Genomic DNA, 15,243 nt, shown 5'->3' on the forward strand with positions numbered 1-15,243 from the left:
AACACTCCCGCCTTTTTTATGGGGGGGATTTAGGGCAGTTTCCCTTGCTCGCGTATCTGGAAAGTGCCATCCGGCTGTGGTGGGACAATGAAGCTGGCGAGGAATTGTTTGGTGCCTTCGTCGATGCTGCTACCCGGTTTCAGGTTTAATTCGCTTTTGTACTGGCCATCGGTTTGTAAGGTGATCGTGCCATTCAGGGAAAAAGCAGCGTCAGGGGCGGATGCAAGGCTGATTTGCTGGGCATCATTGGCAGCACCGTTAATAATGGCGGTGTAATTGCCGTAGCGTTGCGGCAGCATTTGCACGCCTGCTTCTTGCCATTCGCCGTGCCCACTGAGTTGCGGGAAGGTTTGCTGATCCCATTCCAGACTGCTTAGGTTGGCTTGGAAGTTGCCACTTAGCGGCGGAATCATTAAGTTTTGTAAGTAGGGCGCAAGCGCTGTTGCAGGTAAGTTGCTGATATTCAAAGGAGTGCAGCGGAGCGTGCCGCCAAGGTTAATGCTGCAAATACCATCGAATTGCCCGCCTTGTGCCAGCGTGCCACGCAAGTCTGCGGCGAGTTGCCCTTTTAAAAGGGGAGCGCCGTGTAGTTCCCATTGTAGATTTTTAATTTGCACGCCTTGGCTACTGAGGGATGTAGCGCCACCAGCCCATAGCGTTCCGTTGATGCCTTGTAATTGCACGGGGATGTCAGCGGGTAGTTTTGACAATACCAGACTGGCAGGGAGTTGGGCGAGGGAGGCGAGCAGGAAGCTGCTGACGCCTGCAATAATCAGGGTGCGTGTTTTCATTGTTCCAGCGTAATTTGTGCGTCAACCGTGCCGGGTTTGCCTGCGGGTTTCAGGGTCATGGCGGTGGTATTGGTGGCGTGTTGGGTTTCCAGCGTTGCCAGAAATTGCGCCAGAGTGTCGAAGGGCTTGGCTTCTAGTTTGAGGGTGACAGTTTTTTTATCTTTTTCTTCGGACGTTGTGCCAGCACCATCCAGTTGGAATTGTTTGAGTGCGGCAATCACGGTGGTGTGCAAACTGCCCTTTGTTGCAGCAGGTGAGCCAGGGGAGCCACCGCGCAACGCGAGAAGGCTTGCTCGCTGTTGTTGCATGTCAGTATAAGTGGCTTGTGCGTCTGCTAGATCTTGTTGTAATAACTGGTGGTGAGCCGTTAAGGGTTTCCAGATAAAGAGCCATAGCATGGTTAGACCAATGAGAATGGCGCCCCATGTGACGAGGCGGCGTTCAGAGGCTGCGAGGCTTTGCCACCATATGTTCATGATTTGCCTCCCATTGTGAGGGTTGCTTTGACGCTATCGGCAGTGCGTGAGGATTGTAGTTCCACTGAGCTACCAAGGGATTTTTCCAGTGTGTCACGTAAGGTTTCAATAGCTTGTTGCGTTTTGGCTTGTAGGTTGAGGGTGAGTTCGCCGTTTTGGGCACGGATATCTTCAACTGTTAGGTCGCCTGTGCTGCTCATGGCGGCTGCAAATGCAGAAAGTTGAGGCAAGGGGCTGGTATTGTTGCTGGAACTGCTGCCTTTGCCGCGTACCCGTGCTACTTCTGAGGCCAGCCTGTTTTTTAGGCTACGTGGGTCAACGTCGCTGACATCAGGAAACAGTTCGGTAAAGAGTTGCAGATTTTGTTCATCGATTGAATCCAGTTGCTGTTGCAGGCGGTAGCTTTCTACCCCATAAAGACCAACAGCCAGTATGGCGGAAGCCGCTGCTAACCCTGTCGCTAGCTTCCAGCGTTGCCATTGTTGGCGTAGTTGGGCACGGTTTTCGTCCTGCAAGCCTTGGAGTAGGTTGAGCTTGAGGGTGGGTTGTAGGCTGGCGGGTAGAAGTTGTTCTGCTTGTGCTTCTGGTGTGATTTCAAAACGGGGATCGCTTGCCCATGTGTCAGCTTGATCACTGTACAGTCGTAGGGGAACGGGTTCCGTTTTGCCCGAGGTTAGGCTGTCGAGCAGCAGTGGTAAGGCTGCGTGAGTACTCGCATAGCCAGACAGCTCGCTGGTTCTGACCCAGATGAATTCACCCTGTTGCCAGAGTGTGGGGGTGTCGGCTTCCCACGGTAGCGCGAATAGATCCGGCAAAATAACATTGGCGCGTAACTGATGCGTTTGTAAGGCATTGACCCATTCACGTAGGCGTTCGCGTTTGATGATGGCAACGTCTACTTGAGTGGAGTTTGGGTGGGTTTGCCACACAATGTGTTGATTGTCGAGGTCATCGGCAATGCTGTCTTCTAGTGAAAATGGCACCGCTTGTTGTAACTGTTTTTGGTTACGGGTGTTGACGTTGGTTTGGGTGAGTAGGACTTCCCGGCTGGGAATCAGCAACACTACATCTTGCCCACGTGTGGCAGGTAGTAGTTTTTCCCATGAACCATGTTGCCAATCAGCAGGCTTATTGGTGAGCACTGCCCAAGCAGGGTCAAGGTCATTCGGTGTTTGCAGACGTATTACTAGCATCGTTAGTCGTTATTGGTTGTTCGTTAACCCGGTCGAATTGGCGCATTATGACACGAACCCCCCCCTTTGCGTCACGCAATAACAGACTGTTGACGAAAACCCGCGCCCGGTTGATCTGTACTTCGCCAGTCAAGCGGAAATATTGGGTGGTTACGTCAAGGCTATTGATGAGCACGTCATCTTTACCGGGGGTAAAGGCCATCTCCTGATTGAACTCTGCTTTGCTGGTATACGCTTGTTTGAGTTTGCGTTTATCCAAAATCAGCGCGATTTGGGCATCACTTAGGCGCAGGGCTTTCAATACTGTTTTGTCGGCGGTATTGGGGTTGATCGTGGTTTTCTGGAAGGGTAGCACGGTCACAGTAGAGAGAAATCGATTCAGTGCTTTGTCCTTGAGGTCGGGGTCTTGTATTTCTAGCCGTAATAGGCGTACCTCGCTAGGGTCGGCAAATGGCATGTCAGCAGCAAGATAGGGGATAGAACCTGACAAGTAGTAATCACGTTCCGCCCCGTCAACACCTTGTGGCTGGGTATTACTGTCTAGCCAATCAGCAATAGCGTCGGTAAAACCGGGGGGTAAGCCTGCATCGGTGACGAAGGGTTTTAATTGGCCAATGGCCGCACCATCTAGTTTGCCGCGTTGCTCTCCTTCTTGGCTGACGAGATTGTTGAGATTGAAGCGCCCTTGCAGGTCTTCAATCTTGCCGCTGAAACGCACGATAGCCCCACTTTCCTCGGTGAGTGTTTGGGTAGGAAGGTTGTATGCCCAGCGGTCGGTAAGGGCATCATATTTATTATCTTGCGCATCGAGTTGCAGTTGCAATCCGGCGTATTGTTCCATCATGAACGCGTATTGCCACGCACGCTCCAGTGATTGAAAGTTGTCGGTTTGGCGTACTGCCCGGCTTTGGCGGGCAACAACGACCGCCGCTAGCGTGACAATGAGCACCGCAATGACCAACACGGACAGGATGGCGATGCCGCGTTGTTGGCGGGGTGATTTTTTAGGGTGTAGTCGTTGGTTTGGGTGCATTAGGTGCAATCGGTGGTAAACGTTCAGATAGGCGACGACCTTTGCCCGGATTCAGTTTGTCGTCGTAAATGGTGGTATAAGCCATGACAGCTTGTACGTAATCGCGTGTTTCAGTAAATGGAATGCTTTCTACCCATTGGTCTGCATTGATGGTTGTGTCGGGAGCCCATTGCGGCGGACGCCCCGGCCCTGCGTTGTAAGCTGCCGTGGCTTGGGCATAGTTACCGGAGAATTTTCCTAGCATGTCACGCAAGTAGGCACTCCCCAGTTGTATATTGGTTGGGGGGTGTAAAATATCATCTCGCCCTTTGATGTTTAGCCCTAGCTTGTTACCAACCGAGCGGGCGGTGGGGGGAATTAGTTGCATCAGGCCAAGGGCTTTTGCACCCGATTCCACGTTGGCATCAAAGGCGCTTTCACGGCGCATCACGCCCATGATCCACGCGGGTTGAATGCCTTGGTTACGGCCTTGCTCCATCGCCAGTTCAGTGTGTACTAGGGGGAAGCGTAAGTTGATTTCATCCCACTCCTTAGCCTTGGCTACTGTCAATATGGCAAGGCTTGGGTCACCGGAGCGCGTTGCTAAGTCGGCCATGGCTAATACGCCATCTTTATCCATGGCTTTGAGGGCACGAAACCATTCCTTGCGCCCTTGCTCGCGTTTGCCTAGCGCAAACCATTCAAGTGCCCGTTGGATGGCCGCTATTTTTTGCAAACCAGCAACCCGCTGGCTGCGATCAATCGGTTTGATTTTTAAGCTTTCATAATCTTGCCCCAAATGGTCGGCGGCGAGAAAGCCGTAAAATGTCGCTTGTGGCGCAATTTTGGTGTAAAGCGAGGTGGCTTCGCGTTTTTTGCCCGTTTGTTCAAGCGCCCGAGCCTGCCAGTATTGCCAGCCTGCGGCATCGCGGGCGTTGTCGAATTTAAGCTGGCGAGTGGCATCCAGTAGTTTTTCCCAATCACCCGTTCGAGCAGCGGCGCGTGCCATCCATAGATTACCCTCCTGACTACGTTGTGCGGAGGGAATGGCGGCAAGCCGGGGTAGGGCGGCCGGGTCACGGCGTAAGGCTTGATACATGCCTAGAGCACTTTCGACTTTGGCGTTTTCTTCTGACGTATATTTGAGCTTTTGGCGAGCAGTCGCCCACAAGGTTTCGGCGAGTTGAGGCTCTTTTCTGGCAAGGCGTTCCAACCCATAGCCGATGGCATCACGCAGATAAGGCGTATCGGGTTGTTGGATGGCATTGGGTAATGCCTCTGCGGGACTTTTGCGTATTTGTATCCATGTATCGATGGCATTGCGTGCTTCGACGGGTAAATCAGCGGCTAGTTGTGAGGCGAGTGTGATCTGGTTTTTGTCGAGTGCGGCGCGGATGCGTTCCCAGTAATCGTTGGTGGAAAGTTGTACATGGCGACGTAGCAAATCCGTGACAGGGGTACAGGCATTAGAAATGCCGTTAGTGATACTCATCCAAGCTTGTTTACCAGTATCCAGTGCCGCTTGTTTTTGACCGACCGCCATGAGCGCTTGGGCGCGGTAGCATTGGGTGTCAGTATTATCGAGGTCAGGCGGAATGGTACTTAGCAGTTTTTGCCAGTCTTGTTTGCCTGCTAGCCGTTTGCTTAATTGCGTGTACAGTGCATCTGACATGAGGGAGTTTGGATTACGCTCGGTAAAAGCCAGTACCTGTGCATCAGGCGTCGTTTCAAAGTTTTGTTTGAGATAGCCGTATTCCAGCCACGGGTGGAGTGGGTATTGCTGCATCTCAGTTGGTGAGGTGGTGAAGCCACTGGTGTCACCGGCTTGCTGTTTATTATACGCTTGTAAAAAGAGTTCGCGCTGGTTTCCCGGCAACTCCGCTAAGGCTGGCGGGATGCAGGATAAGGCGCAATATGTAACGGTCAATAAAAGTCGGCTCATTAAAACAGGCCATGCTACCAATAATGCGCCAAGAGTCTCATAAATACGGTCAAGGGTTCAAATGTAATGCAGCATTCAAGCGGCAGATTCTTTTGGAATCAGTAGGTTGCTGCGGAATAATAAATACCCGTAATGTTTGGCTTTGCCGGTTTTGTCACACGCGGTGAAGCAGATGCCTGCGAAAATTTCACGACCGTCATGGCTGGGTTGGATTTCCAGCATGATAATGTCACGGACTATCCCGCCACGTTGTACGCCAGTTGGGTTGCTGTAGGCAATGTCACCGAATTCGATACCGTGGGTGGGGGCAAATTTGACAGCGGGGATGCCGTTGCTCAGGTGGCTGTTGGGGCCGGTGGAGATGAAGGCTATCGTGACGTGGCGGAGCATGAGATCAGGCCAGGGGTTGGATATTTCGATGCTTAAGCGTTCATCTGGCATTCCTGTCATACGGCGGCGGTGCATTCTGACTTTTGGCCAGTAGCGGGTGACGCTGGGATCGGGGGATGCTTCGCACGGGGTGCATTCTTGCAAGTCGCTATAAAAGCTGTCGGGAAGATGTAGTTGATGGACATTCATGGTGTTACCTCCAATTGGCTTAGGGTGATTCCTAATGAAACTGTTTGCTCACGTTATTGACTTTACTGGAAAATATTGAGAATTAACGTGATAGTGCTCACTTCCCTAGCAGATTCTAGGGTTGATTAGCCAGTTTCTATCTGTGCCTTATTTTTGATTAATCTGAGTGGATTATAGTTCCGTTGCACTTAAACAACGGATGAACCCTGACAGGCGATCCGATCTACGGTATGTAAGGTGGTGTTTGGCTGTTATTGGCCTTGCAAATCCGCGAGCAGATTGAGGTAACGCGCAAAGCGGCGGGGTGGAAGTTGCCCAGCTTTGACGGCGGTTTTAATCGCGCAGCCCGGCTCGTGGTTGTGGGTGCAGTTGTGGAAGCGGCATTCACCCAGAAACGGGCGGAATTCCGGGAAGCCCGTTTCCAGCGTGGCAAAGTCCATACCGGTCAGGCCAAAGTCACGCACACCGGGGGAATCAATCAGCGAGCCACCCAAGGGTAAGCGGTACAGGGTAGCGGAGGTGGTGGTGTGACGGCCTTCGCCGTTATCAGAAATCGTACCGACACGAATATCGGTGTCAGGCAGCAATTGCGCGGCGATGGATGATTTACCCACCCCAGATTGCCCAACCACAATAGCAGTGCGCCCTTGAATCGCGGTAAGAATCGCGGCAATTCCCTGTTGCTGATCAGCCGAAACGTGCAGGATCGGACAACCAATGCTGGCGTATTCTGCTAAACAGGCTTCTGCTTCGGCACTGGCATGAGTGCTGCGCAGGTCAGACTTGTTCATGACCAGCAATACATCAGCTCGCAGGCGGTTGGCAGCAATCAGGTAACGGTCGAGCATTTCCCACAGTGGTGCAGGTTGCCAACTGGTGACGACGATCAGTAGATCAATATTGGCGGCAACCGGGCGTAGTCTGCCCCGGAAGTCAGGGCGTTCCAAGACATTGCGGCGGGGCAACATGGCCGTGACAGCAGCATTACCTTGTGCTTGGCCTTCCCACTGTATGCGGTCACCGCAAGCGAGGTTATCGAGTTTGCGCCGCGCCGTGCAGCGTAACAATTCGCCTTGCTCGGTTTCGATGAGAAAGTCAGCACCAAAGCGGGTAATAACCTGCCCAGCGCCTGAAGAAATGAGTTGAGATGTGTTTTCCGTCATAACGTCCTATTGTGACGGAAAACAACGACGTTGCCCACGTATTACTGAAGTTTGTAATACGCCTGATTGAGGTAAGCGACGACATCCTTGATTTCGTCGTCAAACCAGTTGGTGTCGAGGTTGGCATCACAACGACGCACTTGGCTTTCCAGTGCGGCGAGGTCGTTGACCTTGCGGTCGGCTTTGGTGAAGGCATCGGTGCCGTGACAGTTCAGGCACTGCGAAGCGGCAAACAGTTTTTGTCCGTTTACCGGGTCAGGCTCGGCCACTGCTGTCTGCATCAGCAATAGGCCAGTACAGAGAATCAACATAGCTTTCATTTCACTACTCTTTAATCAGTTTGTTGTTGTAAATGCGCAATCCGTATCGCGGCTGGCGGATGCGAGTCATAGAACGCTGAGTACCAAGGATCGGGTGTCAAAGTACTGGCATTCTCCTTATAAAGACCCACTAACGCGGCAATCAGTTCCGTCCCACTGGATTGTTGTGCGGCAAACTCATCGGCTTCAAACTCATGTTTGCGTGACCACCACGCCATGATCGGGCCAATGAAGAAGGTGAAGGCAGGGCTAACCAGCACAAACAATAACAACGCCATGTAGGTGGAAGATTGGCTGATCCCCAATGCAGTATAGAACCATGTTTGCCCCATTAACCATGCCAGTACGGCAAAACCGGTTAACGTCATGATCATGGATAGTGCCATGCCTTTGACAATGTGCTTACGTTTGAAATGCCCCAGCTCATGCGCCAATACCGCTTCCACTTGCGCCGGGGTCAGGTGCTTGAGCAGGGTGTCGAAAAATACGATGCGCTTGTTTTTACCAAACCCGGTGAAATAAGCATTGCCGTGGGCGGAACGGCGCGAACCATCCATAATGAACACGCCTTTGCTGTTGAAGCCGGTACGTGTTAGCAGCGCGTTGAGACGGTCGGCGACTTCACCTTCTTCCAACGGGCTGAATTTGTTGAACAGCGGCGCAATGAATTTGGGGTATGCCCACGTCATCAGCAGCGAAAACGCGGTCAGCGCTGCCCACGCATACAGCCACCACAGGCTGCCCGCCGATTCCATCAGCCACAGGATCAGCATCACCACTGGAATGCCGATCAGCAGTGACAGTGCCGCGCCTTTCAGCAAATCCATCAGGAAGGTGGCGGGCGTCATTTTGTTGAAGCCAAAGCGTTCTTCCAGCACAAAGGTGCGGTACAGCGACAGCGGCATGTCCAGTAGGCTGCCGATGAGTATTAGGCTAATGATGACGGCCGTGCCAGTATACAGGTCGCCCCAGCCGAAGCTGCGCCATTGCTGATCCAGCCATTCCAGTCCGCCACCCAGTGTCCACGCCAGTAAAACAACCAGACCGATCAGCAGGTCGATGCGCCCCACGCCGCCTTTGGCGAGGGTGTAATCGGCGGCTTTCTGGTGTTCATCCAGCGTGATTTTGTCGGCAAACGGGGCAGGAACGGCGCTGCGGTGGGCGCTGACATGCTGCTTCTGGCGCAACGACAGGTAAATTTGTACCAGCGTCGAAGCCAGCAGGAAGGCGAGGAAAATGTAGGTAAAGGTTTGCATGATGTCTGTTATATTCCAGATTCCCTAAAGTAATTACAGTGTAACCGAATGAGCATGAATCAGGAAAATTTGATCTGGATCGATCTGGAAATGACCGGGCTGGATACGTTCAACGATGTCATTATCGAAATTGCCACCGTCGTCACCGACAAAGACTTGAACGTGTTGGCGGAAGGCCCGGTGATCGCGATTCACCAGCCGGAGGCGACGCTGGCAAAAATGGATGACTGGAACCAGAAACAACACGGTGGTTCCGGCCTGATCAAACGGGTACAAGCGAGCACTTTGTCAGAAGCGGATGCGGAACAAGCGACGCTGGCTTTCCTCAAGCAATACGTGCCAGCGGGGGCATCGCCGATGTGTGGTAACAGCATTTGTCAGGATCGGCGCTTCCTCGCCCGTCAAATGCCGGAACTGGAAAGGTTTTTCCACTACCGCAATCTGGATGTGAGTACCCTGAAAGAATTGGCAAACCGCTGGAAGCCGGGGCTGGCGGCAGGTTTCAAGAAAGAATCACAGCATCTGGCGCTGGCCGATGTGCATGACTCGATTGATGAGCTGAAGTATTACCGTGAGCATTTTATTGTGCTTTAAGCCTTTAAAAGGGGCTGCGATGACAGCCCCTTCATTAGATTATTTTTTGTCACTGACTTGGTTTTATTATTTTTTGTCATGCGTTTTCTTACTCTTATTGACGTACTAAACGCACATAGTTGTAACTACTATTGGAGTGAGCTTGTGCCCGGTTGCCTTCTTTCAGCGAGAAGCTGACAGCTTTCCAGAAGCCTGTTGACGATACCTCAGAGCTCCAATAACCGCGTACTGAACTACCGAGTGTTTCGGGGTCGGTCGCAGTGCTGCCTAAAGCGGAGTAAATGAACGGTGCGCTGGTACGCGTAGTGTCCATGATTCCAAGCAATTCAGTAGTGGTAGGTAAGCGCCAGTTGGTGAAACCACATAAACCTTTGCCACCATTCATGGTGTTGACGGCATTAATGTAAGCATTGGTGTTACAACTGGTGAGTGCAGTTCCTGACTGTTGGCAAGGGAATGAACCTAACACACTTGCTGTTGCCGCAGTACCTGCGGGTAAACCCACGGAGCCGCTTTGGCCATTGTACCAATTATAGCCATAGTCCTTGTCACGAAAGTCTTCGCCTTGCTGGGTTAACCCAGCAGCCTCGTCGCTTTTGACTTCCCAAACCAATTGAGTCGTGTTGTCTTTGGTGCAAGCAACGCTATCAATACCCGCCGTAATGTTGGTGTCACCCGCCGCATTCATGCTAGTAAACGTTTTAGCAACAGTAGTGGCAGTGATGACGGGGGCTGTTGTATCAGGAATAATGACATTTTGCGCAGTAGTGTCACCGCCACCACCGCATCCTGATAATAATGTAATGCTTGATAAATATACAGCAATGGCTGTTTTGCTTAAATTAAGAGGAGATTTTAAGGGCATGTTCATAGACATAATGATTACCTGATATTGCAATAAGCCCTGTATATACCATACGGAACTGCAATGAATCAATAAATTTATGTAATGACTTATGGGTGCAGTCCGTCGCTTTAGGGTAGGTAATGCTGAGGCGATCCTGTAAAATTTCCCCCAAACCTCATCAATAACAATAACGGATAAACGATGACAACCGCAGCCCCCCAGCTCATTCAGGCTACGCTTGCGCAATTAAATAAAGTGATCCACGGCAAAGAGCAGCAAGTGCAATTGGCGCTGACCTGCCTGCTGGCGAATGGGCACTTATTGTTGGAAGATTTGCCAGGCATGGGTAAAACCACTCTGGCACACGCGCTTGCTCACGTGTGCGGGTTGGAGTACAAGCGAGTGCAATTCACCAGCGATTTATTGCCTGCCGACTTGATTGGCGCGTCAGTATTTGAGCAGCAGTCAGGCCGTTTCCGTTTTCACCCCGGCCCAGTCTTCAGTCAGGTGTTTCTTGCCGACGAACTCAACCGCGCCACTCCCAAAGCGCAAAGTGCTTTGCTGGAGGCGATGGAAGAACGTCAAGTGAGTGTCGATGGCACAACACACCCCTTACCCGCCCCATTTTTTGTGATAGCCACCCAGAACCCGCAAAGCCAGTCGGGAACCTTTCCTTTGCCCGAATCGCAGCTTGACCGTTTTCTGATACGCCTTTCCCTTGGTTATCCCAACCCAGAGGCTGAACGTGCTTTGTTGAAAGGCCGCAATGGGCGTGTGTTGTTGGCGAGTATGCAGCAGGTATTAAATGAAAGCCGCTTGAAAGCCCTGCAATCACTGGTTCCACAGGTGAAAATGACCGATAACCTGCTGGATTACGTGCAACGCCTGATTGCTTATACCCGTCAAACCGAGGTGTGCCATCTGGGGCTATCACCACGTGGAGCGTTGGCGCTGGTTAAAAGTGCGCAAGCCTGGGCACTGTTACAGGCTCGCGGGCATGTATTGCCAGAAGACGTGCAAGCGGTTTTCGTTGCGGTGGCGGGGCATCGCATTATCGGGCGGCAGGAGTCGCAAGGCGAACAACTGGCGAGGCAAATTCTCGGCAAAGTCGATGTCGTCGGGGGCGGACGTGGCTAATGCCTTGCAGGCGCAACTCGATGGCTGGTTACGGCAGCGTTTGCCCAGCGCCCGCGCAACCACCCTCAACCAGCGTAAAATATTCATTGTTCCCAGCAAGACCGCGCTAGGGTTGGTGGGGGTGATTGCCCTGCTGTTCTTGCTGGGTATCAACTTCCAGAATTCGCTGGTGTACATCATCAGCTTTTGGTTGCTGGCCTTGCTGTTGCTCAATATTTTTTACACTTGGCGAAATCTCGCCGGTCTGACGCTGACCGCGATGGGGGTGGAACCCTGTTTCGCCGGGGAAAAAGCCGTGCTGGAAGTGGCGCTGAGCCGCCCCGTTAAGCAGACGAAATATGCGTTGGAACTGGCGTGGAAAGGGGAAGATCAGGTACAGGTCGATCTGATTTCCGCGCAAACCTTGCGGGTGAAACTGTCGCACAGCACCGAGGGACGCGGCTATTTCAAACCGCCCCGCTTGCAGGTTTCCACCCGCTACCCGACAGGTCTCGCGGTAGCGTGGTCGTATGTGTATCTGGATGTGCAAGGGCTGGTCTACCCCAATCCGGTGGAGAAGGCTTTTCAACCGATAGGTCAATCCCACGGTGGAACCACTGATGACGGGCTGGAAATTGCCGGTGGAACCAGTGATTTCAGCGGGGTTCGTGACTATCAGCACGGCGATGGTCCGAAACGTATCCATTGGGCTAAATTTGCCCAGACCGGCAAGCTGTACACCAAAACCTTTGTCGATTACGCCAGCCATGACTTGTGGCTGGATTGGGATGAATTGCCCATGCCGGGGATCGAGGTGCGTTTGTCGCACTTATGCCGCAAGGTGCTGGATTTCCACCAGGAGCAGCGCCAATACGGTTTGAAACTGCCGGGTAAAGTGATTGCACCGGGCAAGGGCGAGGCACACAAAGCCCGTTGTTTGCAGGCACTGGCCTTGTTTGGGGTGGTAAGTGAATAAGCAGATTACCTATACCGGCATGATTTGGTTGTTGGCAGCGCAATTGGTGGTGATGTTGCCATTTTTGTTCGACCTGCCGCTGTGGTTGTTACCCGTGTTGGTGGTGGTGGCGTGGTGGCGCTTACGGGTGTTGGCTGGCGCTGCCTCGCAACCGGGAAATGTGGTGAAGTTGCTGCTGATCGGGTTGGGCGTGGGGGGCTTATTGTTGAGCGGTTTACGCTTCCCGTCGTTGGATGCGATGGCGACGTTGTTGTTGCTGGGGTTTGCCTTCAAGTCGTTGGAAGTGGTGCAGCGCCGCGATGCGATTGTGGTGATTTTCATTGGCTATTTTCTGGTGGCGTTGCATTTTTTGTATACGCAATCGTTGACGGCGGCCTTGTACGGGATGGTGTCGATGGTGGTGCTGACCGGTGTATTGGTCGGCGTGCAGCAGGCGATAACTGAGTTTTCGACGGGGCAAAGTGTGCGTTTCAATCTGCGATTGGCGGTTTTTATGCTGCTGCAATGCTTGCCGTTGATGATGGTGATTTTTGTGTTTGCACCACGTATAGCGCCGTTATGGAGTATTCCTTTGGCTAGTGGGCAGACGCAGACTGGCATGACGGATCGCATGGCTCCTGGCGATATTGAGAAGCTGGGTAAGTCGGATGAGCTGGCTTTTCGGGTAACGTTCAAGGGCAAGCGCCCGGCACAGCATGAGTTGTATTGGCAGGGTTTGGTACTGAACCATTTCGATGGGCATGAGTGGCGGCAGTTTGATCGCGATTACGATGTGTACCAATTGAAAACCGCTTTGATGAGTCATTATCGCTGGCAACCTGAACGTATGCAGGTGCAGGGCAATCCGGTAGCGTATGAGGCGGTATATGAAACCTCAGGGCAGCCGTGGCTGTTTACCCTCTCGCCCGCAGTGGAGGTGGAAGGCGATGTGTTGCGTGGCGCGGATTATCGGGTGATGGCGCAAGAGGCGTTGCAAGCGCCCTTTCTGTTGAAAGCGGTGAGTTACCCGGCGACACAGCGCGATGTGGTATTGCCGGAGTATTTGCGCACTTTGGCCTTGGGTTTGCCGTCAACAGGGGATCAGCGTAGCCGTGAATTGGCGCAACGTTTGCGGCGTGAGGCGGGGAGTGAACAAGTTTATATTGATAAGGTGCTGGCACGTTTCCATGATTTGGCGTTCGAGTACACCTTGAATCCTCCGACCTTGGGTGATAAGGATACGATTGATGGCTTTCTGTTCGATTCAAAACGTGGGTTTTGTGCACATTATGCCGGGAGTTTTGTATTTCTGATGCGGGCGGCGGGGATTCCCGCGCGAGTCGTGGTGGGTTATCAGGGGGGGGAATGGAATGCTGCTGGGCAATATTTGGCGGTGCACCAGTACGATGCTCATGCGTGGACGGAAGTGTGGTTGGCGGGGCGCGGTTGGGTGCGGGTTGATCCGACCACAGCGGTTGCGCCTAGTCGGGTCGAACAAGGGCTGGAAGCGGCAGTGCAGGCAGAAGGCAGCTTTTTGGCGGATTCGGTATTGTCTGCCCGCAAAATGCCGTGGTTGAACGGGGTGCGTCAGCAGTTTGATGCGGTGCAATACGGCTGGCGGCGTTGGGTGCTGGGTTATGACCGCGAGGAACAGGCGGCGCTGTTGAAGTCTGCGCTGGGTGATTTATCCGTGGGGAAAGTGGCTTTGTTTGCGGGCGGTTTGTTTGCGGCGATTGGTCTGTTTTGGTTGCTGGCCTTGGGCATGGCGCAGCGCAGACAACCGGAAGCGCCCGAACATCGGCTCTACCGGCGTTTTTGCGAGGCATTGGCAAAGCGTGGCGCAAGGCGTGAACCGGGCGATGCACCGGGGGCGTTTGCCCATCAAGCAGCGGAACATTTGCCTGCTTTGGCAGAGGTGATTCGCGAGTTTACGCAGGTGTATGAGGGGATTTGTTATGCGCCGCCAGCCGACGGGCGTGTGGCTACCCGACGGCTGAAAACGTTGTTGGGGAAGATCAGGTAGTCTGTTTGAACTTGCCGATCAGTGCAGTGGCGGGGGTGACGATGGCGAGCACAACTGCCCCGGCGAGGATGCCGAATACACCACTTAGCAAGGTGGGGGCGATGGCTTTCAGAGCATTGCCTGCCCAGCCAGCCTGTTGCACGAACAGTTCCGCGCCGTGGGTGAATTCGTGTGAATGCGGGATACCGTGCAGCAAGATGCCGCCACCGACCAGAAACATGGCGGCTGTTCCCACCACGGACAAGGTTTTCATTAGCCACGGGGCGAACCACAAAATACCGCGTCCCAAGGCTTGGCGGAAGCTGGTTACACCGCTTGCTACGCGCTCTTTGAGTAGGTGGTAGCCGAGATCATCCAGTTTGACGATACCCGCTACCAGCCCGTAGACACCAATGGTCATGACGATGGCAATCGCAGAAACGGTCAGCGCTTGCATCATGAATGAGGCCGTTTCTACCGTGCCTAACGCAATCACAATGATTTCAGCCGAGAGGACGAAATCGGTACGGATAGCACCTTTGATTTTGTCCTGCTCAAACGCCACCATGTCGATGTCGGGGTTGTGGGCAGCAGCGAGAAGCTCATGAGCTTCTTCGTGTTTCTCTGCACTGTTGTGCATGAGCGCGTGGAAGATTTTCTCGAAACCTTCGTAACACAAATACGCACCACCGATCATCAGCAACGGGGTAATCAACCAAGGGGCAACCGCGCTGATCAGCAGGGCAGCAGGCACTAGAATCAGCTTGTTGAGGAATGAACCTTTGGCAACTGCCCACACCACGGGCAATTCGCGCTCGGCTTGTACCCCGGTTACTTGCTGGGCATTTAAGGCGAGGTCATCGCCCAGCACGCCAGCGGTTTTTTTCGCTGCTACTTTGGTCATGAGGGCAACATCGTCCAGTACGGTGGTGATGTCGTCGAGTAAGGCTAAAAGGCTTCCACCTGCCATGCAAAACTCCTGGTTATAATGATTTTT

Annotated in this window: 15 protein-coding genes; 4 read left to right on the plus strand and 11 right to left on the minus strand. The window is 53.1% G+C overall.

The features are described 5' to 3' along the window. Positions 1-29: 29 nt before the first annotated feature. From Q394_RS21345 to Q394_RS0106765, 9 genes are all read right to left on the minus strand, one after another. A complete protein-coding gene (locus Q394_RS21345; protein ID WP_028488606.1) occupies positions 30-791 on the minus strand; it encodes a type II secretion system protein N in 762 nt (253 codons plus the stop codon). Continuing rightward, a complete protein-coding gene (gene gspM / locus Q394_RS0106730; RefSeq protein ID WP_028488607.1) occupies positions 788-1,267 on the minus strand; it encodes a type II secretion system protein GspM in 480 nt (159 codons plus the stop codon). The genes Q394_RS21345 and gspM overlap by 4 nt, the downstream gene beginning before the upstream one ends. Further along, positions 1,264-2,460, minus strand: coding sequence for a type II secretion system protein GspL (gene gspL, locus Q394_RS0106735; protein WP_028488608.1), 1,197 nt, complete (start codon positions 2,458-2,460; stop codon positions 1,264-1,266). The genes gspM and gspL overlap by 4 nt, the downstream gene beginning before the upstream one ends. Further along, the gene (gene gspK, locus Q394_RS0106740) at positions 2,429-3,493 is read right to left on the minus strand and encodes a type II secretion system minor pseudopilin GspK (RefSeq protein ID WP_028488609.1); all 1,065 of its coding nucleotides are present in this window, start codon (positions 3,491-3,493) and stop codon (positions 2,429-2,431) included. Before gspK ends, gspL begins: the two co-directional genes overlap by 32 nt. Then, positions 3,465-5,399, minus strand: coding sequence for a transglycosylase SLT domain-containing protein (locus Q394_RS0106745; protein WP_038140781.1), 1,935 nt, complete (start codon positions 5,397-5,399; stop codon positions 3,465-3,467). Before Q394_RS0106745 ends, gspK begins: the two co-directional genes overlap by 29 nt. A gap of 90 nt (positions 5,400-5,489) precedes the next feature. Then, entirely contained in the window at positions 5,490-5,993 is a 504-nt protein-coding gene (locus tag Q394_RS0106750) for a hypothetical protein (RefSeq protein ID WP_028488611.1), read from the minus strand. A gap of 251 nt (positions 5,994-6,244) precedes the next feature. Further along, complete coding sequence (rsgA, locus tag Q394_RS19375) at positions 6,245-7,156, minus strand: ribosome small subunit-dependent GTPase A (protein WP_051542965.1); 912 nt, start codon at positions 7,154-7,156, stop codon at positions 6,245-6,247. 41 nt (positions 7,157-7,197) lie between these two features. Beyond that, a complete protein-coding gene (locus Q394_RS0106760) occupies positions 7,198-7,476 on the minus strand; it encodes a c-type cytochrome (RefSeq protein WP_028488612.1) in 279 nt (92 codons plus the stop codon). Positions 7,477-7,487: 11 nt separating this feature from the next. After that, entirely contained in the window at positions 7,488-8,732 is a 1,245-nt protein-coding gene (locus Q394_RS0106765) for a M48 family metallopeptidase (protein ID WP_028488613.1), read from the minus strand. Between the two features lie 48 nt (positions 8,733-8,780). Here Q394_RS0106765 and orn point away from each other — a divergent pair, with 48 nt between their 5' ends. Beyond that, complete coding sequence (orn, locus tag Q394_RS0106770; RefSeq protein ID WP_028488614.1) at positions 8,781-9,326, plus strand: oligoribonuclease; 546 nt, start codon at positions 8,781-8,783, stop codon at positions 9,324-9,326. A gap of 94 nt (positions 9,327-9,420) precedes the next feature. On the opposite strand, the gene Q394_RS0106775 is transcribed toward orn, so the two are convergent. Then, positions 9,421-10,203, minus strand: a complete 783-nt coding sequence (locus tag Q394_RS0106775) for an Lcl C-terminal domain-containing protein (protein WP_028488615.1) — start codon at positions 10,201-10,203, stop codon at positions 9,421-9,423. A gap of 171 nt (positions 10,204-10,374) precedes the next feature. Here Q394_RS0106775 and Q394_RS0106780 point away from each other — a divergent pair, with 171 nt between their 5' ends. The 3 genes from Q394_RS0106780 to Q394_RS19380 are packed head-to-tail and all read left to right on the plus strand — an operon-like array spanning position 10,375 to position 14,267. Then, the gene (locus Q394_RS0106780) at positions 10,375-11,310 is read left to right on the plus strand and encodes an AAA family ATPase (RefSeq protein WP_028488616.1); all 936 of its coding nucleotides are present in this window, start codon (positions 10,375-10,377) and stop codon (positions 11,308-11,310) included. Next, positions 11,285-12,265, plus strand: coding sequence for a DUF58 domain-containing protein (locus Q394_RS0106785; RefSeq protein WP_051542970.1), 981 nt, complete (start codon positions 11,285-11,287; stop codon positions 12,263-12,265). The genes Q394_RS0106780 and Q394_RS0106785 overlap by 26 nt, the downstream gene beginning before the upstream one ends. Then, positions 12,258-14,267, plus strand: a complete 2,010-nt coding sequence (locus tag Q394_RS19380; protein ID WP_245606745.1) for a transglutaminase TgpA family protein — start codon at positions 12,258-12,260, stop codon at positions 14,265-14,267. The genes Q394_RS0106785 and Q394_RS19380 overlap by 8 nt, the downstream gene beginning before the upstream one ends. Here Q394_RS19380 and Q394_RS0106795 read toward each other — a convergent pair. Continuing rightward, positions 14,260-15,216, minus strand: coding sequence for a DUF808 domain-containing protein (locus tag Q394_RS0106795; protein ID WP_028488618.1), 957 nt, complete (start codon positions 15,214-15,216; stop codon positions 14,260-14,262). The two genes, Q394_RS19380 and Q394_RS0106795, sit on opposite strands and share 8 nt — an antisense overlap. Between the last annotated feature and the right edge of the window lie 27 nt (positions 15,217-15,243).

This window comes from Thiothrix lacustris DSM 21227 (genome assembly GCF_000621325.1).
In the GTDB taxonomy this organism is placed as follows: Bacteria; Pseudomonadota; Gammaproteobacteria; order Thiotrichales; family Thiotrichaceae; genus Thiothrix; species Thiothrix lacustris.

Bases quoted from the DNA above. Each gene is read 5' to 3' on its own strand.
- Q394_RS21345 (WP_028488606.1), bottom strand. From the start codon at position 791: ATGAAAACACGCACCCTGATTATTGCAGGCGTCAGCAGCTTCCTGCTC.
- gspM (WP_028488607.1), bottom strand. From the start codon at position 1,267: ATGAACATATGGTGGCAAAGCCTCGCAGCCTCTGAACGCCGCCTCGTC.
- gspL (WP_028488608.1), bottom strand. From the start codon at position 2,460: ATGCTAGTAATACGTCTGCAAACACCGAATGACCTTGACCCTGCTTGG.
- gspK (WP_028488609.1), bottom strand. From the start codon at position 3,493: ATGCACCCAAACCAACGACTACACCCTAAAAAATCACCCCGCCAACAA.
- Q394_RS0106750 (WP_028488611.1), bottom strand. From the start codon at position 5,993: ATGAATGTCCATCAACTACATCTTCCCGACAGCTTTTATAGCGACTTG.
- rsgA (WP_051542965.1), bottom strand. From the start codon at position 7,156: ATGACGGAAAACACATCTCAACTCATTTCTTCAGGCGCTGGGCAGGTT.
- Q394_RS0106760 (WP_028488612.1), bottom strand. From the start codon at position 7,476: ATGAAAGCTATGTTGATTCTCTGTACTGGCCTATTGCTGATGCAGACA.
- Q394_RS0106765 (WP_028488613.1), bottom strand. From the start codon at position 8,732: ATGCAAACCTTTACCTACATTTTCCTCGCCTTCCTGCTGGCTTCGACG.
- orn (WP_028488614.1), top strand. From the start codon at position 8,781: ATGAGCATGAATCAGGAAAATTTGATCTGGATCGATCTGGAAATGACC.
- Q394_RS0106775 (WP_028488615.1), bottom strand. From the start codon at position 10,203: ATGTCTATGAACATGCCCTTAAAATCTCCTCTTAATTTAAGCAAAACA.
- Q394_RS0106780 (WP_028488616.1), top strand. From the start codon at position 10,375: ATGACAACCGCAGCCCCCCAGCTCATTCAGGCTACGCTTGCGCAATTA.
- Q394_RS0106785 (WP_051542970.1), top strand. From the start codon at position 11,285: ATGTCGTCGGGGGCGGACGTGGCTAATGCCTTGCAGGCGCAACTCGAT.
- Q394_RS0106795 (WP_028488618.1), bottom strand. From the start codon at position 15,216: ATGGCAGGTGGAAGCCTTTTAGCCTTACTCGACGACATCACCACCGTA.